A 25,307-nucleotide genomic window follows, 5' to 3' on the forward strand; every position below is an offset into this window, starting at 1 on the left:
GAAATATGGTATAATAGCACTAATCAATTTCTAGGAAAACAGATACAGAAAGGGGCTGAAAGATGTCTCATATTATTGAATTGCCAGAGGTGTTGGCAAACCAGATCGCGGCTGGAGAGGTCATTGAGCGTCCAGCTAGTGTTGTTAAGGAGCTGGTAGAAAATGCTATTGACGCGGGCTCTAGTCAGATTATCATTGAGATTGAGGAAGCTGGTCTCAAGAAAATCCAAATCACAGATAATGGTCATGGAATTGCCCACGATGAGGTGGAGTTGGCCCTGCGTCGTCATGCGACCAGTAAGATAAAAAATCAAGCAGACCTCTTTCGAATTCGGACGCTTGGTTTTCGTGGTGAAGCCCTACCTTCTATAGCTTCTGTTAGTGTCTTAACTCTGTTGACAGCAGTTGAGGGTGCAAGTCACGGAACCAAGTTAGTCGCGCGTGGGGGTGAAGTTGAGGAAGTCATCCCAGCGACTAGTCCTGTGGGAACCAAGGTTTGTGTGGAGGACCTCTTTTTCAACACGCCTGCCCGCCTCAAGTATATGAAGAGCCAGCAAGCGGAGCTGTCTCATATCATTGATATTGTTAACCGTTTGGGCTTGGCCCATCCTGAGATTTCCTTCAGTTTGATTAGTGATGGCAAGGAGATGACGCGGACAGCAGGTACTAGTCAACTGCGTCAAGCTATTGCAGGGATTTACGGTTTAGCCAGTGCCAAGAAGATGATTGAAATTGAGAATTCTGACCTAGATTTCGAAATTTCAGGTTTTGTGTCCTTGCCTGAATTAACTCGGGCCAACCGCAATTATATCAGCCTCTTCATCAATGGCCGTTATATCAAGAATTTCCTGCTCAATCGTGCAATTCTTGACGGCTATGGCAGTAAGCTCATGGTGGGACGTTTTCCATTGGCCGTCATTCACATTCATATCGACCCTTATCTGGCTGATGTCAATGTGCATCCAACCAAGCAAGAGGTGCGGATTTCTAAGGAAAAAGAACTGATGACGCTGGTCTCAGAAGCTATTTCTAATAGTCTCAAGGAACAAACCTTGATACCAGATGCCTTAGAAAATCTTGCCAAGTCTACCGTTAGGAATCATCAAAAGGTGGAGCAGACCATTCTCCCACTCAAAGAAAATACGCTCTACTATGAGAAAACTGAGCCGACAAGACCTAGTCAAGCTGAGGTGGCTGATTATCAGGTAGAATTGACTGAGGAAGGGCAGGATTTAACCCTATTTGCCAAAGAAACCTTGGATCAATTGACCAAGCCAGCTAAACTGCATTTTGCAGAGAGAAAGCCTGCTAACTACGACCAGCTAGATCACCCAGAGTTAGACTTAGTAAGTCTTGATAAGGCTTATGACAAGCTGGAGCGAGAAGAATCATCCAGCTTCCCAGAGTTGGAATTTTTCGGGCAAATGCACGGGACTTATCTCTTTGCCCAAGGACGAGATGGGCTCTATATCATAGACCAACATGCGGCTCAGGAACGAGTCAAGTACGAGGAATACCGTGAAAGCATTGGCAATGTTGACCAGAGTCAGCAGCAACTTCTAGTGCCCTATATTTTCGAATTTCCGGCGGATGATGCTCTCCGTCTTAAGGAAAGAATGATACATTTGGAGGAAGTGGGCGTCTTTCTAGCAGAGTATGGAGAAAATCAATTTATCCTACGTGAACATCCGATTTGGATGGCAGAAGAAGAGATTGAGTCAGGCATCTATGAAATGTGTGACATGCTCCTTTTGACCAAGGAAGTTTCTATCAAGAAATACCGAGCGGAGCTGGCTATCATGATGTCCTGCAAGCGGTCTATCAAGGCCAACCATCGTATCGATGACCATTCAGCTAGACAGCTGCTTTATCAACTTTCTCAATGTGACAATCCCTATAACTGTCCCCACGGACGTCCTGTTTTGGTGCATTTTACCAAGTCGGATATGGAAAAGATGTTCCGACGCATTCAGGAAAATCACACCAGTCTCCGTGAGTTGGGGAAATATTAAACTAAAAGGAAAACTATGTACGAATATTTAAAAGGAATCATTACCAAAATCACTGCCAAATACATTGTCCTTGAAACCAACGGTATTGGTTATATCCTGCATGTGGCCAATCCTTATGCTTATTCAGGTCAGGTTAACCAAGAAGCTCAAATTTATGTGCATCAAGTTGTACGTGAGGACGCCCATCTACTTTATGGATTTCGCTCAGAAGAAGAGAAAAAGCTCTTTCTCAGTCTGATTTCGGTATCTGGGATTGGCCCTGTATCAGCTCTTGCTATTATCGCTGCTGATGACAATGCTGGCTTGGTTCAAGCCATCGAAACCAAGAACATCACCTATTTGACAAAGTTCCCTAAAATTGGCAAGAAAACAGCCCAGCAGATGGTGCTGGACTTGGAAGGCAAGGTAGTAGTTGCAGGAGATGACCTTCCTGCCAAGGTGGCAGTGCAAGCTAGCGCTGAAAACCAAGAACTGGAAGAAGCTATGGAAGCCATGTTGGCACTGGGCTACAAGGCGACCGAACTCAAGAAAATCAAGAAATTCTTCGAAGGAACGACAGATACAGCTGAGAACTATATCAAGTCGGCCCTTAAGATGTTGGTCAAATAGGAGCAGAGCATGACAAAACGTTGTTCGTGGGTCAAGATGACCAATCCGCTCTACATTGCCTATCATGATGAGGAGTGGGGCCAACCTCTCCATGATGACCAAGCATTGTTTGAGTTATTGTGTATGGAAACCTATCAGGCAGGCCTGTCTTGGGAAACGGTACTCAACAAACGCCAGGCTTTCCGAGAAGCATTTTATGGCTATCAAATTCACGCAGTCGCAGAGATGACCGACACCGAACTGGAAGACTTGCTGGAGAATCCAGCCATCATCCGAAATAGAGCCAAGATTTTTGCTACACGCGCTAACGCCCAAGCCTTTCTACGACTACAGGAAGAATATGGCTCTTTTGATGCCTATCTTTGGTCTTTTGTTGAGGGGAAAACGATCGTTAACAATGTTCCCGATTACCGCCAAGCCCCAGCTAAAACACCTTTGTCTGAGAAATTAGCCAAAGATCTCAAAAAACGAGGCTTCAAGTTCACAGGCCCAGTCGCTGTCTTGTCTTTTCTACAGGCTGCAGGGCTAGTTGATGACCATGAGAATGATTGTGAGTGGAAAAGCGGTCGTTAGTATGTACAGGTAACTAGCATATCTGAGAATATAGAAAAAAGCTGAGAAATTTTTCCCAGCTTTTTATATATACTATTAGATTTGTTAGAGTGAAGTCAAAAAAGTGATTCCACCTAAAATAACACCAGCTGAATTTGGAATGATTAGTATCCAATCCTTCTTAGGTTCCTTTGTCCATCCATAAATAACCCAGATTAAGCAAGATATAGCAGCTGATAAAGGTTGAAATGGTTGAGCTTTATTTCCCTGTAAATTAGCGATAATTTGAGGTATGTAGGCAATAAATACTATAATTCCAATAAAGGCACCAATAGAACCTACGATTCGATTAATTTTTTGTTTTGTCATATACACCTCCTTCAAAAGGATATCATAGAAATTAGCGAAATGCAATAAATTCAGATACAAATTGTAACGAAAACGAATACAAAAGCACAAAAATAGAGAAACTATTTATTTTTTGTTATAGTCAAAGCGAATGATTTGCTCCTTTGCATCTACATAGGCGTGAACTCCGAAGGGTACAATTGCTCTTGGAGTTGCGTGGCCGACATTTAGATTATAGATAATCGGGATATTGCTGTCAATAATATCCAATAGTGCCTCTTTATAGTCGTCATAGAAAGTTTCATCCATAGGTTTTCCGACCAAGAGTCCACTGATGACCTCGAATATACCAGTGTCTTTTAAAGTCCGCAACATATTTTTGAAGTCTTCCAGCTTAGGCTTTTCTTCGCTTGTTTCTAGCAAGAGGATTTTTCCTTCCCAGTCTGACAAGTCAGGGAAAAGTTTGTATTTTTGGCAGAGCTCCGTGCTATCTGCGTATCGAGAGTTGTCAAAGATATCGTAGAGGGATTCGAGGCAACCACCGAGGATTTTTCCCTCGAACTGGGCATTTCCCCGCAACAGCTCGAAACCAGTATTTGCATGACTGACACGAGGTGTCCCCAGAGCCTTGGGACTGAAGTCAGTCCTTTCATCATACCAAACGTCACTAGGGCGGATTTCTGAGATTCTTCCCGTCTCAATCAATTCTTTAAAGTAGTGGAGGCTATAGGTCAGCACTTCCTTGTCCAATTCACAAATGTCTGCTAGGAAGGATTGACCATAAAAAGTTTTGATTCCTAGTTTATGCAACATGAGATGGTTCATGGTTGTATCCGAGAAGCCAAGAAAAATTTTTTGTTTGATAACCTTTTGTAGTTGGTCATTTTCAAAAAGATAAGGTAGTAAGCGATAGGTATCGTCTCCACCGATGGCGCATAGGATCATGTCGATGCTATCATCAGAAAAGGCATGAATCAAATCCTCTGCACGAGCTTCAGGATGGTCCTTGATAAAGTCTAATCCTTTTAGCGAATGAGGCAAAAAGGTAGGATTGAGTCCCAGGTTCTTGAGACGTTGGACACCCAAGTCCACTTCGTGTTTGACAAAGTCCTCTCCGATAATGCCACTAGATAAACTAACAACACCAATAGTAGAAACCATATTTCTTCCTCCTAGAAATTGATTGAGCCTATTTTATCATAAAAGATTAGATAGAGCTATGTGGGATGTCAGAAGAATTCTTTAAAATCAAAAAAGTAAGTGAAAAAGCAACCGCACCTGCAGTTGCTTTTATGATTCTTCTTAATAGCGTGTTGGTCCTGCACTTGCGCTACGGATATTCAAGCGTTTCTTGAGATAGAAGCGAAGGGCTAGGAGGGCTGCTCCGATAATAGCCAGTGGCAATGGAGCAAGTACTGGGTTAAGGCTAGCTGGTAGGAAGCTTGTTGCAAAGAAGACAAGCAACCAAAGGAACATAGAAGCTAGGATAACCAGTACAGATTTCCAGAAAGGTGGACGTTGGCTGCGGTCCATATCTGGTCCATAGTATTGGTAAACAAAGTAGTACATCAAGTAGAAGGCAAATCCACCAACAAGTCCAACTAGCAGGAGAGTGACAAGTCCATAGCCGAAAGCCTGATCTGCTGCAAAGAAAGTTGTGAGGGCGCTGACGAGGGCAAAGAGGCTAGTGATGAAAAGGGCTGAGTCCATAATCATGAGTTTTGGATCATCATTTTCTTTTGGATGCTCTTTTTCATATTGTTCCTTGACAGTGAAACTATGAGCCCAGTGGGTCGGTGCGCCATAGAGGGAACGAGCAGTCGTACCCTTGGCTTGCTCCTCAAGGATTTGGGGAATAACTTCCTCAAAGATAGCCTTGATTTCAGCGTCTGTTTTTCCATCTTTGATGAATTGTTGGGTAGCGATGTGGACAAACTCTTGGTTTTTCTTGGTTAATTTTTGTAGATCAATCTGAGACATAGGAACTCCTCTTAGAACCATTTTTTATGGATGAGATAGAGAGTGAGCGAGACACTCATAGCAAAAGCGATAAAGACGATTAACCAGAAGGCATTCGGCTCGCCGTTTAGGGGGATTTCATTATCCTTAAAGTTCATCCCGTAGGCAGAAAAGACCATGGTTGGGATGGACATGACGATGGTCACAAGGGCCAAGGTTTTCATGATGTTGTTCTGGTTGTTGGAAATGATAGAGGCGAAGGTCTCTGTCATAGAATGCAAGACGTTTCCATAAATGTCTGCCATCTCGATGGCCTGTTGGGTTTCAATCAGGGTGTCTTCAAGCAGGTCTTCGTCTTCAAGGTATTTCTTGATATTGCTGGTTGAGCTGGTTAATTTCTTAATCACGCGCTCATTTGTTTTGAGGGAGGCCTTGAAATAGACGATGGTTTTTTCCAATTCCATGAGCTCAATCAATTCTTCATTACGAGTTGATTGATGCAGTTGACTTTCGATTTGTTCACTCTTACGGTCAATCGAACGAAGGGCTGTTAGGTAAAGTTCTGCATTGCGATAGAGAATCTGGAAGATAAAACGTGAGCGCATGAAGGTATAGAAATTACGCAAGCGACGGTTGATAAAGACATCGAGGACCGGTAATGGTTCCAAACAAGTAGTGATAATGGTTTCCTCAGTGATGATAATACCAAGCGGGATGGTGACGTAGTAGGTGCGGTTATTTCTTTCTTCTGTGACCGGCACGTCCACGATGATCAAAGTATACTCATCTTCGATGGTAATACGAGACATTTCTTCCGCATCGAGTGGTGCACGAAGGTCGGCAATATCAATATCGAAGGCGTTAGCGATTTCGAGTGATTCATTTTGAGTCGGATTGACGAGATTGATCCAAGTACCCGGTTCAAGCGTATCGATCTCTTTAAATTCAGTTGTTGTAGAGAGAAAAACTTGTTTCATATCCCTTATCCTTTCTCATTTTTCAGATTTTTTCACACCGTACTATTATACTATAAATTCAGCCTTTTGGGTAATAGAATCTCACTTTTTTTGGTATAATGGTAAGCAATAATGGACTAGAAAGAACAAAGATGCAAGATAAAATTGTCATTCATGGGGCGCGTGCCCATAATTTAAAAAATATTGACGTGGAAATTCCACGAGACAAGTTGGTTGTCGTGACCGGCTTGTCAGGTTCAGGGAAATCCAGTCTGGCCTTTGATACCCTCTATGCGGAGGGTCAACGTCGCTATGTGGAGAGTTTGTCAGCCTACGCTCGTCAATTCTTGGGGAATATGGAGAAGCCTGATGTAGATGCTATTGATGGTCTCAGCCCCGCTATTTCCATCGACCAGAAAACGACTAGTAAAAATCCTCGCTCGACGGTGGGAACAACGACTGAAATCAATGACTATCTGCGTCTCCTCTACGCACGTGTGGGGATGCCTTACTGTATTAACGGGCATGGAGCTATCAAGGCTTCTTCTGTGGAGCAAATCGTGGATAAGGTTTTAGAATTGCCTGAACGCCAGCGCTTGCAGATCTTGGCCCCTGTCATCCGCAAGAAAAAAGGCCAACATAAGAGTGTTATTGAGAAGGTTCAGAAAGATGGGTATGTTCGTGTCCGTGTGGATGGTGAAGTCTATGATGTAACCGAAGTGCCAGAGTTGTCTAAGAGTAAGCAACACAATATCGATGTCGTGGTTGACCGTATTGTCATCAAGGAGGGCATTCGTAGTCGTCTCTTTGATTCCATTGAGGCTGCCCTTCGTATTGCAGAAGGTTATGTCATTATCGACACTATGGACGACTCTGAGTTGTTGTTTTCTGAGCATTATGCCTGTCCAGTTTGTGGCTTTACTGTTCCAGAGTTAGAGCCTCGTCTCTTCTCTTTCAATGCTCCTTTTGGCTCTTGTAGTGAGTGTGACGGTTTGGGCATCAAGCTGGAGGTGGATACTGATTTGGTAGTACCAGATGCCAGCAAAACCTTACGTGAGGGAGCCTTGGCTCCGTGGAATCCTATCTCATCCAACTACTATCCAAACATGCTAGAGCAGGCTATGACAGCCTTTGGAGTGGATATGGATAAGCCTTTTGAGGACTTGTCAGAAGAAGATAAGAACTTGATTCTCTACGGCTCAGATGGTAAGGAATTCCATTTCCACTATGAGAATGAATTTGGTGGTGTGCGCGATATCGACATTCCTTTTGAGGGAGTTGTCAATAATATCAAGCGTCGCTACCATGAAACCAATAGTGACTACACGCGCACCCAAATGCGCCTCTACATGAATGAGCTGACTTGCGGAACCTGTCACGGCTATCGTCTCAATGACCAGGCCTTGTCTGTCCGTGTGGGTGGCGAGAACGGGCTACATATCGGAGAAATTTCAGACCTGTCTATCGCAGATCACTTGGAATTAGTCAGTCAGTTGACTCTTTCTGAAAATGAAGCCATCATTGCTCGGCCCATTCTCAAGGAAATCAAGGACCGTTTGACTTTCCTTAATAACGTGGGTCTTAACTATCTGACCCTGTCACGTTCGGCAGGAACTCTTTCAGGTGGGGAAAGTCAGCGTATTCGCTTGGCGACCCAGATTGGTTCTAACCTATCAGGTGTTCTTTATATTCTAGACGAGCCGTCAATCGGTCTTCACCAGAGGGATAATGACCGTCTGATTGCCAGTCTCAAAAAGATGCGTGACTTGGGCAATACTCTTATCGTGGTGGAACATGACGAAGATACCATGCGTGAGGCTGATTATCTGATTGACGTTGGTCCTGGTGCGGGTGTTTTTGGTGGGGAGATTGTTGCGGCAGGTACGCCCAAACAGGTAGCTCGTAACAGTAAGTCTATCACAGGCCAGTACTTGTCAGGCAAACGTGCCATTCCAGTACCAGAAGAACGCCGTGTTGGTAATGGTCGTTTTATCGAGGTGACGGGAGCGCGTGAGAACAACCTGCAAAATGTCACAGCTCGCTTCCCACTAGGAAAATTCATCGCAGTGACAGGGGTGTCGGGCTCAGGGAAATCGACCCTAATCAATAGCATTCTCAAAAAAGCTATTGCCCAGAAGCTCAACCGCAATTCAGACAAACCTGGTAAGTTTAAAACGATTACAGGGATTGAGCATGTAGACCGCTTGATTGATATTGATCAGAGCCCTATCGGACGAACGCCGAGGTCTAACCCTGCTACCTATACGGGAGTTTTTGACGATATACGTGACCTCTTTGCCCAGACAAATGAGGCTAAGATTCGTGGTTACAAAAAGGGACGTTTCAGTTTCAATGTCAAGGGTGGTCGTTGTGAAGCCTGCTCAGGTGACGGGATTATCAAGATTGAGATGCACTTCTTGCCAGATGTTTACGTGGCTTGTGAAGTCTGCCACGGGACTCGCTACAATAGTGAAACCCTAGAAGTTCATTACAAGGAAAAGAATATCTCGCAGGTCTTGGATATGACCGTCAACGATGCGGTGGAATTCTTCCAACACATTCCAAAGATTCAACGCAAACTCCAGACCATCAAGGATGTGGGACTGGGATATGTAACGCTAGGGCAACCAGCTACCACCCTTTCTGGAGGAGAAGCCCAGCGTATGAAGCTGGCTAGTGAACTCCACAAACGCTCGACAGGAAAATCTTTCTACATTCTGGATGAGCCGACGACAGGACTCCATACAGAGGATATCGCTCGCTTGCTTAAAGTCTTGGCTCGCTTTGTTGACGATGGCAATACAGTTCTTGTCATTGAGCACAATCTGGATGTTATCAAGACGGCAGACCATATTATTGACTTGGGACCTGAGGGCGGTGTCGGTGGTGGAACCATCATCGCAACAGGAACTCCAGAAGAAGTAGCTGCTAACGAAGCCAGCTACACAGGACATTATTTGAAAGGAAAATTACATCATGAATAAACGCGTACAAGCATTTCTAGATAAAATGCAAGAAAAAGAACTAGATGGTATCATCATTAATAACCTTAAAAACGTCTATTATTTGACTGGTTTTTGGGGCTCAAACGGAACAGTCTTTATCAGCCGTGACCGTCAGGTCTTGGTGACAGACTCTCGCTATATCATTGCAGCCAAGCAAGAAACCAGTGGCTTTGAGATTGTAGCTGACCGCGATGAATTAGCTATCATTGCAGGAATTGTTAAGGACATGGGTTTGTCTCGAATTGGTTTTGAAGATGAGATTTCAGTGTCTTATTATCATCGTATGCAGGCTACCTTTGAAGGAATTGACTTGCTTCCACAGACTCAGTTTGTTGAAGGTCTTCGAATGATTAAGGATGAAGCGGAGATTGCAGCTATTCGCAAGGCTTGTTCTATCTCAGACCAAGCTTTCCGCGACGCGCTTGACTTTATTAAGCCAGGAAAGACTGAGATTGAGATTGCCAACTTCCTTGACTTCCGCATGCGTGAGTTGGGAGCATCTGGCTTGTCTTTTGACACTATCTTAGCTAGCGGAATCAACTCTTCCAAACCCCATGCCCATCCCATGCACAAACCAGTGGAGCTGGGAGAAGCTATTACAATGGACTTCGGATGCCTCTACGACCACTATGTCAGCGATATGACACGGACTATCTATCTGGGGCATGTTAGCGACGAGCAGGCAGAGATTTACAATACAGTTCTCAAAGCAAACCAAGCCTTGATTGATCAGGCTAAGGCTGGCTTAGGTTTCCGTGACTTTGACAAGATCCCTCGTGATATTATCATCGAGGCAGGCTATGGCGACTACTTTACTCACGGTATCGGACACGGTATTGGACTGGATATCCATGAGGAACCATACTTTAGCCAGACTTCTACAGAAACTATTAAGGCAGGTATGGCCTTGACCGATGAACCGGGTATCTATATTGAAGGTAAATACGGGGTTCGTATCGAGGATGATATCCTGATTACAGAGACCGGTTGTGAATTATTGACCCTAGCTCCAAAAGAGTTGATAGTTATCTAAGAGTTAAACAACTTAAATGATTGACTTTTAAATTTTAAAGGTTTATACTGAAAGACGAAAACGGTAGGTGAGGCTACCATAGGGATACGGATGACTACCGCAAAGCAGTGGAGACACTACTCGTTGGTCAACAGTCCTGGTCGCGAAGGCCAAGACTAAGCTCATTACATTGCCCTATGGAGTTAAAGCTTGAACGAAAAACAGATAGTTAGTTTTTTAATCCTGCCATTTTATGGTGGGATTTTCTACTGTTTAAATCAAAGAAAGGAGATAGACGATGCAAATTGACGACCATCCGGAACCGCACATACACAGCCAATCGCTGATTTGTGTCGTTCTGCCCTTATAAAGTGATTGGTCTCTGTGTATGAAACACATCATTCATACAGATAGGAGAAACCAATGAAAACTACAAAAGAAAGATTAGCAATAGCTATTCATACATCTTTAAACGAAACTCTATCTTTTTATAAGACAAGTCTAACAGGATTGACTGAGGAGCAGGTGGAGAAAAATCGTGACCTATATGGCGAAAATACCATCACAAAGGGTCAAGAAGACAGTATCCTCAAAAAGATTTACGAATCCATTATCAATCCTTTTACGATCATCTTACTGGTCATCGCCGTGATTTCCTTGGTGACCAATGTCTGGTTGGCAAAACCAGGTCAAGAGGATCCGACGACTTCTATTATCATCGTTGTCCTAGTCCTCATTTCTGGTGGCATACGCTTTGTCCAAGAACTCCGTAGTGATAAGGCTGCGACCAATCTATCAAAAATGATTGTCAACACAGCGACTGTCATTCGTCAAGGAGAAATCCAAGAAGTACCTATCGATGATTTGGTAGTGGGTGACGTGGTTAAATTAAGCGCTGGAGACATGATTCCAGCAGATCTTCTTTTATTTGAGTCGCGCGATTTCTTTGTACAACAGTCGGGCTTGACAGGTGAAAGTGATGCAGTTGAAAAATTGGCCTTGACCAAGGCAACAGACCAACAATCTGATAGCCTTCTTGAAGCTGAATCCTTGGCATTTATGGGAACTAATGTCTTGTCTGGTAGTGCTAAGGCCGTGGTTTTGGCGGTTGGTGATGCTACCATGATGGGAGCTATTGAGCAGACTCTAAACACCTATGATGAGCCCACTTCGTTTGAACGGGAGATGAATAGTATTTCTTGGCTCTTGATTCGCTTGATGTTGGTTATGGTTCCCATCGTCTTCTTGTCCAATGGTTTAACAGATGGTGATTGGTTAGAAGCAGGTGTATTTGCACTGAGTGTCGGTGTTGGATTGACACCTGAGATGCTACCTATGATTATTACCGCTAGCCTAGCAAAGGGTTCTATTATCATGGCCAAGGAAAAAGTGGTTATCAAAAAACTCAATGCCATACAGGACTTAGGGGCGATTGATATTTTGTGTACAGATAAGACAGGAACTCTAACCCAAGACGAGATTGTCCTTGAATATCCCTTGGACATCCACGGACGCTTGGATTTGACCGTCTTGAGACGAGCTTATCTCAATTCTTATTTTCAAACGGGCTTGAAAAATTTGATGGACAGAGCCATCATCAAACGGACTGAAAAGGAAGCAAAAGAACACGCCCTCTTGCAAAATCTGGCTCAAACTTTTCAAAAAATAGATGAGCTTCCCTTTGATTTTGAACGTAGACGGATGAGTGTTATCGTTAAGGATGAACACGAGGTTGTTAGTTTGGTAACCAAGGGTGCTCTAGAGGAAATGTTGACGATTTCCAGTTATGCGGAATATCAAGGAGTGATTACTCCCTTGACAGATGTTATTAGAGAAGAAATTTTAGCAGAAGTCAGACAACTAAATCAACAAGGTTTGCGTGTCTTGGGAGTGGCCTATAAGTCAGGTTTGAGGGAAGGTCATGCCTATACAGTTGATGATGAAGGGGATATGATTCTAACTGGTTATTTAGCCTTCCTAGATCCTCCTAAACCATCTGCAGCACCAGCAATTAAGGCTCTGTTAGAACATGGAGTTCAAACAAAAATTTTGACGGGAGACAACGAAAAAGTTACCCAAGCAGTCTGTGAAAAGGTTGGTTTGGATATCAATCAGATGCTGTTAGGATCTGAAATTGATCAGATGAGTAATCAAGAATTGGCTCAAGCCGTGGAGGAGGTAACAGTCTTTGCCAAACTTTCTCCTGACCAAAAAGCAAGGATTATTTTGCAATTTAAGGCTAATGGTCATGCTGTTGGCTATATGGGAGATGGAATCAATGATGCTCCTTCTATGAAAGTTGCAGATGTGGGGATTTCTGTTGACACAGCGGTAGATATTGCCAAAGAAACAGCTGATGTTATCCTACTTGATAAGGATCTCATGGTGCTTGAAAAAGGACTTGTTGAAGGGCGTAAGGTCTATGCCAATATGACTAAATATATCAAAATGACAGTGAGTTCTAATTTTGGGAATATCTTATCCCTATTAGTCTCTGGAATCTTTTTACCATTTTTACCAATGGCACCAGTCCATTTGATTATCCTAAATCTAGTCTATGATTTGTCTTGTATTGCCTTGCCTTTTGACAAGGTGGATAAAGATTTTTTGAGAAATCCGCATACCTGGGAAGCTAAGTCCATCACACGTTTCATGATTTGGATGGGACCTATCTCTTCTGCCTTTGATATTTTGACCTTCAGTTTGCTCTATTTTATCATTGTACCCATGACGACAGGTCAAGCCTATGTCCATGGAGCGGAGTCTGCCGTAGGATTTATTGTCTTGTTTCAGACAGGTTGGTTTATCGAGTCCATGTGGTCACAGACTATGGTTATTCATATGTTGCGTTCAGCCAAAATTCCTTTTTTACAAAGTCGTCCAGCTTGGCTAGTCCTTGTGACAACCTTATTGGCTGCAGCCTTTGTGACCTTCCTTCCCTACAGTCCACTAGCTAGCCTTCTTCATCTAACTCCTTTGAAGCCGATCTATTTCATCTTTTTGCTTTTCATCATCATTTTGTACATGATTAGCGTGACAATTGTGAAAAAAATCTATATCAAGAAATATAAAGAATGGCTGTAAATTTTATTTTGTCAAGAAAAAAGTACGAAAATGACGAAAAAAGTCAAAAAAATGGTAAATTCCCAAACTAAGTTCCACCGCTAATCCAAGTGGAAGTTAGTCTGATAAAAATTCTAAAAACCAGTGGAAATCCGTGTCAGGGTAAGTTCCACTGGTTTTAATCATGCTTGATTTCATCGCTTTTGTAACCAAAATGAATCGAAAAAAAGAGCGCACAAAATCCCCTCATCTGAAAGCGTTTCAGATTAAGTTCCGCTATGGTGGAAGTTAGTGTGAGACGTTTGAATGGGGTTGAAGATTAGTTTTTAGAACTTATGTTGGAGTAATGTAGACGACTGGCAGACGTCTTCTGCAGGTATTTTAGAAATGCCGAGAAGTTTAGGAATTTCTTCTCCATAGGTAAAGGCAAAGAGTTCATAGGCTGACTTTCCATTCAAAGCAGCACGTTTGACGCTGTTGACATGCGAACAAACTAGATTGATGTCTTCCTGAGTTAAGTTGTCAAAAGAAGTTCCCTTTGGTAGAATGTCGCGAATCAGCGTGTGATTTTTCTCAATTCTCCCTTTCTGGTCAGAGCGATTAGGATCACAAAAGAAGAGTTTACTCTCTCCTCGAACATCCATTTCGATGTCATCGACCCTGGCAAACTCTCCACCATTATCAGTCAGGATGACAGGAAAGAGTTGAAAGAAATCTTTATCCGCTTGGTGAAGAGTGTTCTTGATATCATAGAGATGTTTGGTAACCTCAAGGGCGGTTTTATTATCCAGTAGTCTAGCGAAGATAAAGTTACAGAAAGAGAGATTGAAGGTGAGTAGGACTTTACCTCCCATCCTGCCCATAACGGTGTCCATTTCCAGCCAAGAATTCAGTTGCTTAAGAGCCAAATAATTTAGGAAATCCTCATAGGAACGTCCTTTTTTAGATTCTTTAGGAATGGAAGGTAGCTTACTTTTCCGTCTTTCTTTGAATTTAACGGCTCTGGCTAGGTCAATAGGAGCGATAGATAGGTATCCTTTTCGGATGTGTCGATAGACAGTTGAGGAGCTGACATCAAGATTGTGAGTTTTGAGGATATGATAGATGTGTTGTCCCTTTTTAACACCATCAGAAATGATTTTGTCCATGTCCCAGAAGGTCTTGGAATTGAGGGGAGTTCCTTCACGAGCTTCGACAAGAGTTTGTTCTTATTGTTTTTGAGCTTGTTTAGCGAGGTAGAAGATCTTTTTATAGCCACAATTCTGTCTTCTTTTAGGGCATCCATTACAGACAAAGGGAGCTTTGTTGAGTAGAGGGCAAGGAAGCTTATCGCATGTAGACTCTCGGACTTGTCTGTTTCGTTTGACTTCTTTGGAAACAGTGGTCGGGTCTTTTAGAATGGATTGTCCGATAGCTTTGAAGGTTTCACCTCGCTCTAAGCCTAATTGGATATCATTACGGTCTGAAAGGGTAAGGTGTTTATGTTTTGTCATAGTAGACCTCATTTCTAACTCAAATGTCTCACACTTAATTCCACCATAAAAATCCGTTTTAGACTAATTTCCACTTTGGTCAGGTGAGTGGAAGTTACTTTGAGAAGTTACCAAGTCAAAAAAATTTAAAAATAGGTCGCAAGTCGGATGTTTTTTATGGTATAATAGACTAAACTGATAGTAACATGTAGCGAAAGGGGTAGGTACATGATTAAAATTTATACAGTCTCAAGTTGTACTAGCTGTAAAAAAGCAAAAACCTGGCTCAATGCCCACCAGTTAAGTTATAAAGAACAAAACCTTGGTAAAGAAGGAATTACGAGAGAAGAATTACTGGATATTCTGACAAAAACAGATAATGGAATAGCCAGCATCGTTTCGTCTAAAAATCGCTATGCCAAAGCCCTTGGAGTGGATATTGAAGATTTGAGTGTCAACGAAGTCCTCAATCTGATTATGGAAACACCGAGAATTTTAAAGAGCCCAATCCTTGTAGATGAAAAACGTTTGCAAGTTGGCTATAAGGAAGACGATATTCGTGCCTTCCTACCACGCTCTGTCCGTAATGTAGAAAATGCAGAAGCACGTTTGCGTGCAGCTCTATAAACATCAAGGCTGGGAGCAACTCCCAGTCTTATTCTATTTTAATTTCAAAAAGAAAGAAGAAGGAAATGAAAAAAATAATTCTTGTTAGTCTTGCTTTCCTTTTTGTCCTGGTTGGTTGTGGACAGAAAAAAGAAACTGGAACAGCTACAAAAACAGAAAAGGATACGCTTCAGTCGGCATTGCCAGTTATTGAGAATGCTGAGAAGAATACAGTTGTAACCAAGACTTTAGTCTTGCCTAAGTCAGATGATGGTAGCCAGCAAACCCAAACCATTACATACAAGGACAAGACTTTTTTGAGCCTAACCATTCAACAAAAACGTCCAGTATCTGATGAGTTGAAGACCTATATTGACCAACATGGAGTGGAGGAAACTCAAAAAGCTCTTCTTGAGGCGGAGGAGAAGGATCAATCTATCATAGAAGCACGTAAATTGGCAGGCTTTAAGCTTGAAACCAAATTATTGAGTGCAACAGAACTTCAAACAACGACCAGTTATGATTTTCAAGTTTTGGATGTCAAGAAGGCTTCTCAGACTGAATATTTGAAGAACATTGGTTTAGAGAATCTCTTGAAGAATGAACCGAGCAAATATATTTCAGACAGATTGGCAAATGGCGCGACAGAACAATAGAAAATCCAAATAAATAGACTGCCTGAATTGTAGAAGGTAAGGAATTATGCTATAATGGTACTATTCTAAGGAAAGAGGGTGTTAGAATGGGATTTACTGAAGAAACAGTACGTTTTAAATTGGACGATTCCAATAAAAAAGAAATTAGCGAAACTCTGACTGATGTTTATGCTTCATTGAACGATAAGGGCTACAACCCAATCAACCAAATCGTAGGTTACGTATTGAGTGGAGACCCTGCCTACGTTCCTCGTTATAATAATGCACGAAATCAAATCCGTAAGTATGAGCGCGATGAAATCGTTGAAGAATTGGTCCGCTACTACCTTAAAGGACAAGGAGTCGATCTATAACCTATGAGAATTATGGGATTGGACGTCGGTTCAAAAACGGTAGGGGTGGCGATTAGCGATCCGCTCGGTTTTACAGCTCAAGGACTTGAAATCATCCAAATCAATGAGGAGCAAGGCCAATTTGGTTTTGATCGCGTTAAGGAATTGGTTGATACTTACAAGGTGGAACGATTTGTAGTAGGCTTGCCTAAAAACATGAACAATACAAGCGGACCGCGCGTGGAAGCTAGTCAAGCATACGGAGCAAAGCTAGAAGAGCTTTTTGGTTTACCAGTAGACTATCAAGATGAACGCTTGACAACAGTGGCTGCTGAGCGCATGTTGATTGAACAAGCAGATATCAGTCGCAATAAGCGCAAGAAAGTCATTGATAAGTTAGCAGCTCAGCTGATTTTACAAAATTATTTAGATAGAAAATTTTAATATAAAGGAGAGGCTATGTCACACGATCATAACCACGACCACGAAGAACGTGAACTAATCACACTAGTAGATGAGCAAGGAAACGAAACCTTGTTTGAAATCCTTTTGACCATTGACGGAAAAGAAGAATTTGGTAAAAACTACGTTCTTCTAGTACCAGTTAACGCAGAAGAAGACGAAGACGGACAAGTTGAAATCCAAGCTTACTCATTCATCGAAAACGAAGATGGAACAGAAGGCGAATTGCAACCAATCCCAGAAGACTCAGAAGACGAATGGAACATGATTGAAGAAGTCTTCAACAGTTTTATGGAGGAGTGATACAGTCTGGGAGACTGTATCACCCCAACTCCCAGAAATTGGGAAGAGTTGGAACATCCAGTGGACGTTTTTAGCCCTGCGCTAGAAATTAAAAACGCAGGAATATCCAGTGGATGTTTTTAGCCCAGCTCTTTGAAATAAAAAAGAGCTGGTAAGTCTGGGAGACTGTATCACCCCAACTCCTAGAAATTGGGAAGAGTTGGAACATCCAGTGGATGTTTTTAGTCCAAGTTAATATTCATAGTTGCTAGTGATTAGCTAACCAGGTAAGAGGTCGGGACGAAAATCCTGGCCTCGTTTTTTGTTAGTTATGAGACTTTATTGAAGCAGTTGATTGAACCTGTAATTAAGGAGATGTGTATGTTTGAAGTAGAAGAATGGCTCCATAGTCGGATTGGTTTGAATTTTCGATCAGGTTTGGGCCGAATACAGCAAGCGGTGGATTTGTTAGGAAATCCTGAGCAGTCTTACCCTATTATCCACGTAACAGGGACTAATGGGAAAGGCTCTACCATTGCTTTTATGAGGGAGTTATTTATGGGACATGGCAAAAAAGTTGCGACCTTTACCTCCCCTCATATCGTCTCTATCAATGATCGAATCTGCATTAATGGACAACCAATAGCTGATGCAGACTTTATCCGTTTAGCTGAGCAGGTCAAGGAGATGGAAAAGACGCTTCTGCAAACCCATGACCAGTTGTCCTTTTTTGAATTGCTGACCCTGATTGCTTTTCTTTATTTTAGGGAGCAAGAGGTGGATTTGGTTCTACTAGAAGTGGGAATTGGTGGCTTACTTGACACGACCAATGTGGTAACTGGAGAGATTGCTGTCATCACTTCCATCGGATTTGACCATCAGGAGACTCTGGGTGACAGTATAGCAGCAATTGCAGAGCAGAAAGCTGGTATTTTTAAGGCTGGTAAGAAGGCAGTGATTGCGAAATTGCCTCCAGAAGCTAGGCTTGTTTGTCAGAAAAAAGCAGGATTTTTAGCTGTTGACCTTTATCAGGCAGGTAAAGATTTTTCAATGCTGAATGGCGGTTTTTCAAGTTCTTTGGGGAATTTTCCACAGCTGAAAATAGGATTGGAAGGAGCCTATCAGCAGGAGAATGCCGCCTTGGCATTGCAAGCATTTCTTCTCTTTATGAGAGAAGGAAGGGAATCTGTTGATGAGCAAGCTGTAAGACAGGCTTTGGAGAAGACCCATTGGGCTGGCCGTTTGGAGCGTATTCGTCCGCAGATTTACTTGGATGGTGCTCATAACCTCCCTGCCTTGACTCGCTTGGTTGAGTTTATCAAAGAAAAAGAGCAGGAAGGCTATCGTCCTCAAATCCTATTTGGAGCCTTGAAACGGAAGGATTATCAAGGGATGTTGGGCTATCTGACTGAAAATTTACCTCAGGTAGAACTCAAGGTGACAGGCTTTGACTATCAAGGGTCCTTGGACGAGACAGATGTGATCGGCTACCATATAATTCCTTCTTACCGAGAATTTATCAGCAGTTTTGAAGCAAGGGCAGACGCGCAGGACTTGTTGTTCATTACAGGGTCTCTCTATTTTATCTCAGAAGTACGGATTCACCTACAGGAGCATGAGCAGATAAATTGACCTCCTTTTTTGAACTTGTTATACTAGGGGAACTGCCAGTTAGAAGAAAATTGCTCTAAATTGGTAGAAGAAAGGAAGTTCATCATGAAATTAAAAACATTCACACTTTCTCTTGCTTCTCTAGCAAGTCTTAGTCTCTTAGTAGCTTGTTCACAGAGAGCTCAACAGGTTCAACAACCAGCAGCTCAACAGCAAACACAACAAACTCAGCAATCGCAACCTGCTGCTTCATCTTCAACAGAAAATAGCAACCAGGCAGCAACAAGTTCTTCACAAAATACAGTTACAGCCCAACCAACTAATATTGATGGAACTTATACTGGTCAGGATGACGGAGACCGCATCACTTTGGTAGTGACTGGAACAACTGGTACATGGACACAGGTTGAGACTGACGGAGATCAAAAGATCAAGCAGGTTAGCTTCGATGCAGCCAATCAACGCATGATTATTGGTGATGATGCCAAGATTTATACAATTAATGGTAACCAGATGATTATCGACGATATGGATAGAGAAGCGTCTGATCGAATCGTTTTATCAAAATAGACTAGAAGGAGACTGGATTTTTCGGTCTCTTTTATGATTACTCAGAAAAATAATCATAAATACTTGCCTTCTGTCGAATACCTGAGTTATACTAGTATCAATTACCTGTTTTTAGCATTCAAACTATCAAGGAGGGGATATGAAATATAGAAAATTTCAATTATTAATGTCCAAGTATGGCTTTAGTCTTTCGATTATGCTGCTTGAACTGTGTCTTGTTTTTGGTCTCTTTCTTTATTTAGGGCGTATGGCCCCTATTCTTTGGGTGATTCTCTTAATCATTATGAGTATGGCGACTATTGTCGCGATTGTCAATCGTTCTATGACACCTGAAAGCAAAGTAATGTGGTTAGTGGTAACTTTTGTTCCTATCATTGGCCCCCTGCTCTATCTGATGTTCGGGGAAAGGCGATTGTCCAAAAAAGAAATCAAGCAGTTGGACAGACTTGGTTCCATGCATTTTCGGGAGGATAACAGTAAAGCACTCCGCCAGAAATTGAAGGAAGATGATAAGGCAGCTTACGGAGTTATCAAATCTTTGTTGAGTATGGATAGCAATGCTGATGTGTATGATCGAACCGACTCACAATTCTTTTCTTCGGGTGAAAGCATGTGGCAACATATGTTGGAAGATCTCAAGAAAGCTGAGAAATTTATCTTTCTAGAGTACTATATTGTCGAAGAAGGTCTGATGTGGAATAGTATACTAGATATACTAGAGCAAAAGGCAGCTCAGGGTGTCGAGGTCAAGATGCTCTATGATGATATCGGTTGTATGGCGACTTTACCTGGGGATTATACTATTCAGCTTCGTAGTCGAGGAATTGAGGTCCATAAGTTTAATAAGGTGATTCCTCGTTTGACAGTAGCTTACAATAATCGAGACCATCGTAAAATCCTTGTCATAGATGGTCAGATAGCGTATACAGGAGGGATTAACTTAGCCGATGAGTACATCAATCATGTAGAACGCTTTGGCTATTGGAAGGACACTGGGATTCGCTTAGATGGCCCTGGTGTCAAGGCTCTAACCCGTCTCTTTTTGATGACTTGGTATATCAATCGTGGGGAAATCAGCGATTTTGACCAGTATCACTTGGAAAACCAACCTCGTTCTAGCCAAGGACTCTGCATTCCTTACGGTAGTGGACCCAAGCCCATCTTCCGTACTCAGGTAGGGAAAAAAGTTTATCAAAGTTTGATTAATCAGGCCACTGATTCAGTCTATATCACAACGCCTTATTTGATTATTGACTATGATTTAACAGAGAGTATTAAAAATGCAGCCATGAGGGGTGTTGATGTCCGTATCGTGACACCTTTCATTCCAGATAAGAAATTAATCCAACTCATCACAAGAGGGGCCTATCTGGATTTGTTGTCAGCAGGAGTAAGGATTTTTGAGTACAGTCCAGGCTTTATCCACAGTAAACAAATCTTAGTGGACAAGGACTTTGCTGCAGTTGGAACCATTAACTTAGATTATAGAAGTTTGCTTCATCACTATGAAGATGCAGTTTTGCTATATAAAACAGAGTCAATCACAGAGATTCAAAAAGATTTTCAGGAGATTTTTTCAGTATCTCAAGAAATTTTCCCTCATACGATAAAAAATAGCTGGTATCAAAAATTGATTAAGGAAATCGCCCAGTTATTCGCCCCTATCTTATAAGAAATCTAGGACTTAGGACACAAACCAGTCCTATTTTTCTTGCCTTTTACGAATAAGAAGATGTAGGAGGAACGATGCTGACTCAGAAAGAATTGGATTATATCCTGACATTTAAACAGACGCATTTACACCGATTTCGGGAAATTGAAACTTTTGTGAAACTATGCAAAAAATCACTCAAACACCCATCGCAAGCTGACAATTCTAGGTCTTTTTGATATACTAAGACAGATAAATTGAATAGGAGAAACGATATGAGTGTGTATGGTAGAGTAGAAGAAGTTCATCAGGAAAATCATGAACCTCTAGAATACCAAATCGAACAAGAATCGCATCATCGTGAATCAAGTCGTCTTCCTTTGGTGAAAATTTTACTATGGAGTACGCTTGTAACGGGGATAACTCTAGGAGTACCGCTATTACTCGATTTAATGAGTGCACAGGAAGTGCAGGATTTTTATGCAGGTTGGGCCCTTCATCAGACAGGGAAGATTTACAGCGACTATTATGGAAGTCAGGGGTTGCTTTATTATTTGCTGACTTACGTGACTCAGGGCGGATTTTTCTTTGCCATCTTTGAGTGGTTAGCCTTGGTAGCAGGAGGATTTTTCCTCTTTCGATCGGCAGACACCTTGACAGAGCAAGGAGACCAAGCTGGACAACTGGTGACTATTTTTTACATGCTGGTTACAGGTCTTGCTTTTGGTGGAGGTTATGCGACTCTTTTAGCGCTTCCTTTCTTATTCGCGGCCTTTAGTTTAGTTGCGGCTTATCTAAGCAATCCAAGTCATGACAAGGGGTTTGTACGGATTGGGCTGGCTTTGGCAGGCGGATTTTTCTTTGCTCCTTTGTCATCGCTCCTGTTTATTGCTGTAGTGAGTTTAGGCTTGTTGGTCTTTAACCTTGGGCATAGACGCTTTGCGCATGGATTTTATCAGTTTCTTGCAGTGGCTTTAGGTTTCTCACTGGTCTTTTATCCAACCGCTTACTATAGTGTTGCAACAGGAAGTTTTGAGGATGCGATTAGTGGAATTTTGTATCCAATTCATTCCATTCGTTTGACTTCTGTTTCGGCATTGTTAGAAAATATTTTGTTTTATGGGTTGTTGGCTCTTGGCATGGGAGTTTTGGTTTTTGTCTTTTTAGGTCTCTTTCAATCTAAATCCTCTAAACTATATGTCATCTCAGTGCCTGCGAGTCTCTTCCTGATTTTAGGTTTGGTAGTGATTTTCTTTACACAGGATCCTCTACATGCATCCCGTTTGATGCTCATTTTCCCTGTCTTTCTTCTGCTTTTAGTGTCCAATATCAAGGGGCAACAGAGTGGTCGTAGCGTTAGAAGAAGACGCAGAGAAGAGCCTGTTAGTCTCTGGCATCGCTATACTAAGGGGAATCTTTACTTACCGATTTTAACTTTGTTATATCTTTTGGCTGTTCCTTTTTTGATGAGGTTTGTCCTTTATCCAGTACCTTATCAAGAACGTGAGCGTCTTGCTGATTTAGTGAAAGAGGAGACAAGTACGGAAGATGCTGTCTATGCATGGGATGATACTGCAACTCTTTATCGTAAGAGTGAGCGCTTGTCGCCATCGGCTATTTTGTCCCCGTTGCACTATACAGCAACTGAGGAAAATCGGAATAAGCTACTCAATGACTTGAAAGAAAAACAACCTAAGGTGATTGTGGTGAATGATAAGGTAGCAGTCTGGTCTGAAGTGGAAACAATTTTGAAAGAAAATTATCAACCAGTAAAGACAGATTACTCAGAATTCAAAGTCTATAAAATCAAATAACTAAATCAATATCTTGTGTATTTTTAAAAATTTTAGGATTTTTAACACAAGATATTGATTTTTCTTTTTAGAGTGGTATAATACTTTTTAGAAAGAACATTTTAGAAAAGAGCATGCATATGATTGCACTAGAAGAAAAAATTACAATTTTGCCAACTCTCTTCGTCGAGAAACGAGATGGGAGACGTGTTGTATTTGATGTGGACAAGATTGACAAGGCTCTCCACAAGGCGGCAGACAAGGTTATGGATGTGACACCCTTGGTCGAAAAACGCCTAAATGCTCTGACCGAGCGAATTGTCACAGAAATTCATAGTCGCTTTCCACAGGGGGTTAAGATTTACGAAATTCAAAATATCGTAGAACATGAACTGCTTGAAGCCAAAGAATATGCACTGGCTGAGGAGTATATTACTTATCGGACACAAAGGGATTTTGAGCGCTCAAAAGCGACAGATATTAACTTTAGTATCCATAAACTTCTCAACAAAGATCAAGCAGTTGTCAATGAAAATGCTAATAAAGACAGTGATGTCTTTAACACTCAGCGTGATTTGACAGCAGGTATTGTTGGGAAATCAATCGGACTGCAAATGCTTCCTAAGCACGTAGCCAATGCCCACCAAAAAGGGGACATCCACTATCATGATTTGGACTACAGCCCCTATACTCCTATGACCAACTGCTGTTTGATTGATTTTAAAGGTATGTTGGAAAATGGTTTTAAGATTGGAAATGCAGAGGTAGAAAGTCCCAAGTCTATCCAGACTGCGACAGCTCAGATTTCCCAAATCATTGCCAACGTTGCTTCTAGCCAGTATGGGGGCTGTTCAGCTGACCGTATTGATGAAGTTTTGGCGCCTTATGCAGAGAAGAATTACCAAAAACACCTCAAAGATGCAGAAGAGTGGGTTTTATCTGAAAAACGGGAAGATTACGCTTGGAAGAAAACCCAAAAAGACATCTATGATGCTATGCAATCTCTCGAGTATGAAATCAATACTCTCTTCACTTCAAACGGACAAACACCTTTTACTTCACTAGGTTTTGGTCTGGGAACCAATCGTTTTGAACGAGAAATTCAAAAGGCAATTTTAAACATTCGTATCAAGGGGCTTGGTTCAGAACACCGTACAGCTATCTTCCCTAAACTTATCTTCACGCTTAAAAGAGGACTCAACTTAGAGGAAGGGTCACCCAACTACGACATTAAGCAGTTGGCTCTTGAGTGTGCAACCAAGCGGATGTACCCAGACGTCTTGTCTTACGATAAGATTGTTGACTTGACAGGTTCTTTTAAGGTGCCTATGGGTTGCCGTTCGTTTCTTCAAGGGTGGAAGGATGAAAATGGTGTAGAAGTCAATTCAGGTCGCATGAACCTAGGAGTTGTGACGGTTAATTTACCTCGTATTGCTCTCGAGTCTGATGGTGACATGAATAAGTTCTGGGAAATCTTCAACGAGCGTATGAATATCGCAGAAGATGCTCTGGTTTACCGTGTCGAACGTACTAAAGAAGCGACGCCAGCAAATGCTCCTATCCTCTATCAGTACGGTGCTTTTGGCCATCGTCTAGGTAAAGAAGAAAGTGTTGACCAGCTCTTTAAGAATCGTCGGGCAACCGTTTCGCTGGGTTACATCGGTTTGTACGAGGTAGCGACAGTCTTCTTTGGTAACAGCTGGGAAAGTAATCCAGATGCTAAGGAATTCACGCTAGACATTATTCGAGATATGAAACGCCGTGTAGAAGAGTGGTCTGACCAATATGGCTACCATTTCTCTATCTACTCAACACCGTCTGAAAGTTTGACAGATCGTTTCTGCCGATTAGATACAGAGAAATTTGGCTCTATTCCTGATATTACAGATAAGGAATACTACACCAACTCTTTCCACTATGATGTTCGTAAAAATCCAACACCGTTTGAAAAATTGGACTTTGAGAAAGTCTATCCAGAAGCAGGTGCATCAGGTGGCTTTATCCACTATTGTGAGTATCCAGTTCTTCAACAAAATCCAAAAGCTCTGGAAGCAGTCTGGGACTATGCCTATGACCGTGTCGGTTATCTGGGGACCAATACACCAATTGACCGTTGTTACAAGTGTGACTTTGAAGGGGATTTTGAACCAACTGAGAGAGGATTTGCTTGTCCAAACTGTGGCAATAGTGACCCTAAAACAGTAGACGTTGTTAAACGAACTTGTGGCTATCTTGGCAATCCTCAAGCAAGACCTATGGTTAACGGCCGTCACAAGGAAATCGCTGCGCGTGTCAAACATATGAATGGCTCAACGATTAAAATAGCTGGCCATCAAGTAACAAATTAGAAAGAAAT

At 42.1% G+C, this 25,307-nt stretch carries 20 protein-coding genes, 1 pseudogene and 1 riboswitch; of the genes and pseudogenes, 16 read left to right on the plus strand and 5 right to left on the minus strand.

What is annotated here, in order from left to right; genetic code table 11:
• Positions 1-62: 62 nt before the first annotated feature.
• From mutL to ACAM22_RS00715, 3 genes are read left to right on the plus strand one after another with little or no spacing between them, the layout of a single operon-like run.
• On the plus strand, positions 63-2,012 hold the full coding sequence (gene mutL, locus ACAM22_RS00705; RefSeq protein ID WP_261052976.1) for a DNA mismatch repair endonuclease MutL: 1,950 nt from the start codon (positions 63-65) through the stop codon (positions 2,010-2,012).
• 15 nt (positions 2,013-2,027) lie between these two features.
• Entirely contained in the window at positions 2,028-2,621 is a 594-nt protein-coding gene (gene ruvA, locus ACAM22_RS00710) for a Holliday junction branch migration protein RuvA (RefSeq protein WP_261052975.1), read from the plus strand.
• Positions 2,622-2,630: 9 nt separating this feature from the next.
• On the plus strand, positions 2,631-3,194 hold the full coding sequence (locus tag ACAM22_RS00715) for a DNA-3-methyladenine glycosylase I (RefSeq protein ID WP_369606807.1): 564 nt from the start codon (positions 2,631-2,633) through the stop codon (positions 3,192-3,194).
• 84 nt (positions 3,195-3,278) lie between these two features.
• Here the strand turns inward: ACAM22_RS00715 and ACAM22_RS00720 are convergent, their stop codons facing one another.
• The 4 genes from ACAM22_RS00720 to ACAM22_RS00735 all read right to left on the minus strand — a co-directional run bounded on the left by ACAM22_RS00720 (position 3,279) and on the right by ACAM22_RS00735 (position 6,457).
• Positions 3,279-3,542, minus strand: a complete 264-nt coding sequence (locus ACAM22_RS00720; RefSeq protein ID WP_000166114.1) for a SemiSWEET family transporter — start codon at positions 3,540-3,542, stop codon at positions 3,279-3,281.
• A gap of 105 nt (positions 3,543-3,647) precedes the next feature.
• Positions 3,648-4,682 carry a S66 peptidase family protein gene (locus ACAM22_RS00725; protein WP_369606808.1) on the minus strand — a complete coding sequence of 345 codons (1,035 nt, stop codon included), beginning with the start codon at positions 4,680-4,682 and terminating at the stop codon, positions 3,648-3,650.
• 141 nt (positions 4,683-4,823) lie between these two features.
• Positions 4,824-5,501: a DUF1129 domain-containing protein gene (locus tag ACAM22_RS00730; protein ID WP_004269735.1), complete on the minus strand. Its 678-nt coding sequence runs from the start codon at positions 5,499-5,501 to the stop codon at positions 4,824-4,826.
• Positions 5,502-5,512: 11 nt separating this feature from the next.
• On the minus strand, positions 5,513-6,457 hold the full coding sequence (locus tag ACAM22_RS00735; RefSeq protein WP_000815623.1) for a magnesium transporter CorA family protein: 945 nt from the start codon (positions 6,455-6,457) through the stop codon (positions 5,513-5,515).
• 131 nt (positions 6,458-6,588) lie between these two features.
• Here ACAM22_RS00735 and uvrA point away from each other — a divergent pair, with 131 nt between their 5' ends.
• The 3 genes from uvrA to mgtA all read left to right on the plus strand — a co-directional run bounded on the left by uvrA (position 6,589) and on the right by mgtA (position 13,537).
• The gene (gene uvrA, locus ACAM22_RS00740; protein WP_261150205.1) at positions 6,589-9,420 is read left to right on the plus strand and encodes an excinuclease ABC subunit UvrA; all 2,832 of its coding nucleotides are present in this window, start codon (positions 6,589-6,591) and stop codon (positions 9,418-9,420) included.
• Positions 9,413-10,474, plus strand: a complete 1,062-nt coding sequence (locus ACAM22_RS00745) for a Xaa-Pro peptidase family protein (RefSeq protein WP_049502620.1) — start codon at positions 9,413-9,415, stop codon at positions 10,472-10,474. The genes uvrA and ACAM22_RS00745 overlap by 8 nt, the downstream gene beginning before the upstream one ends.
• A gap of 56 nt (positions 10,475-10,530) precedes the next feature.
• Positions 10,531-10,683: riboswitch (M-box (ykoK) riboswitch) on the plus strand.
• Positions 10,684-10,876: 193 nt separating this feature from the next.
• Complete coding sequence (gene mgtA, locus ACAM22_RS00750; RefSeq protein WP_369606809.1) at positions 10,877-13,537, plus strand: magnesium-translocating P-type ATPase; 2,661 nt, start codon at positions 10,877-10,879, stop codon at positions 13,535-13,537.
• Between the two features lie 305 nt (positions 13,538-13,842).
• On the opposite strand, the pseudogene ACAM22_RS00755 reads toward mgtA, so the two are convergent.
• A pseudogene (locus tag ACAM22_RS00755) lies at positions 13,843-15,009 on the minus strand (IS30 family transposase).
• A 207-nt stretch (positions 15,010-15,216) separates the two neighbouring features.
• Here ACAM22_RS00755 and spx point away from each other — a divergent pair.
• The 10 genes from spx (at position 15,217) to nrdD (ending at position 25,299) form a co-directional block, all read left to right on the plus strand.
• Complete coding sequence (gene spx / locus ACAM22_RS00760) at positions 15,217-15,615, plus strand: transcriptional regulator Spx (RefSeq protein ID WP_000591165.1); 399 nt, start codon at positions 15,217-15,219, stop codon at positions 15,613-15,615.
• 65 nt (positions 15,616-15,680) lie between these two features.
• A complete protein-coding gene (locus ACAM22_RS00765; protein ID WP_261053119.1) occupies positions 15,681-16,250 on the plus strand; it encodes an SP0191 family lipoprotein in 570 nt (189 codons plus the stop codon).
• 86 nt (positions 16,251-16,336) lie between these two features.
• On the plus strand, positions 16,337-16,603 hold the full coding sequence (locus ACAM22_RS00770; protein ID WP_000507059.1) for an IreB family regulatory phosphoprotein: 267 nt from the start codon (positions 16,337-16,339) through the stop codon (positions 16,601-16,603).
• Between the two features lie 3 nt (positions 16,604-16,606).
• Complete coding sequence (ruvX, locus tag ACAM22_RS00775) at positions 16,607-17,026, plus strand: Holliday junction resolvase RuvX (protein WP_004239076.1); 420 nt, start codon at positions 16,607-16,609, stop codon at positions 17,024-17,026.
• Between the two features lie 15 nt (positions 17,027-17,041).
• Positions 17,042-17,347, plus strand: coding sequence for a DUF1292 domain-containing protein (locus tag ACAM22_RS00780; protein WP_000017620.1), 306 nt, complete (start codon positions 17,042-17,044; stop codon positions 17,345-17,347).
• Between the two features lie 360 nt (positions 17,348-17,707).
• Positions 17,708-18,958 carry a folylpolyglutamate synthase/dihydrofolate synthase family protein gene (locus tag ACAM22_RS00785; protein WP_369606810.1) on the plus strand — a complete coding sequence of 417 codons (1,251 nt, stop codon included), beginning with the start codon at positions 17,708-17,710 and terminating at the stop codon, positions 18,956-18,958.
• An 84-nt stretch (positions 18,959-19,042) separates the two neighbouring features.
• Positions 19,043-19,507: an SP_0198 family lipoprotein gene (locus tag ACAM22_RS00790; protein ID WP_000769800.1), complete on the plus strand. Its 465-nt coding sequence runs from the start codon at positions 19,043-19,045 to the stop codon at positions 19,505-19,507.
• A 139-nt stretch (positions 19,508-19,646) separates the two neighbouring features.
• Entirely contained in the window at positions 19,647-21,179 is a 1,533-nt protein-coding gene (gene cls, locus ACAM22_RS00795) for a cardiolipin synthase (protein ID WP_369606811.1), read from the plus strand.
• Between the two features lie 254 nt (positions 21,180-21,433).
• Positions 21,434-22,972, plus strand: a complete 1,539-nt coding sequence (locus tag ACAM22_RS00800; protein WP_261053108.1) for a damage-inducible protein CinA — start codon at positions 21,434-21,436, stop codon at positions 22,970-22,972.
• Between the two features lie 119 nt (positions 22,973-23,091).
• Positions 23,092-25,299: an anaerobic ribonucleoside-triphosphate reductase gene (nrdD, locus tag ACAM22_RS00805; protein WP_261053106.1), complete on the plus strand. Its 2,208-nt coding sequence runs from the start codon at positions 23,092-23,094 to the stop codon at positions 25,297-25,299.
• Positions 25,300-25,307: the final 8 nt, after the last annotated feature.

It is taken from the genome of Streptococcus sp. SN-1 (assembly GCF_041154385.1).
GTDB lineage: Bacteria > Bacillota > Bacilli > Lactobacillales > Streptococcaceae > Streptococcus > Streptococcus mitis_CT.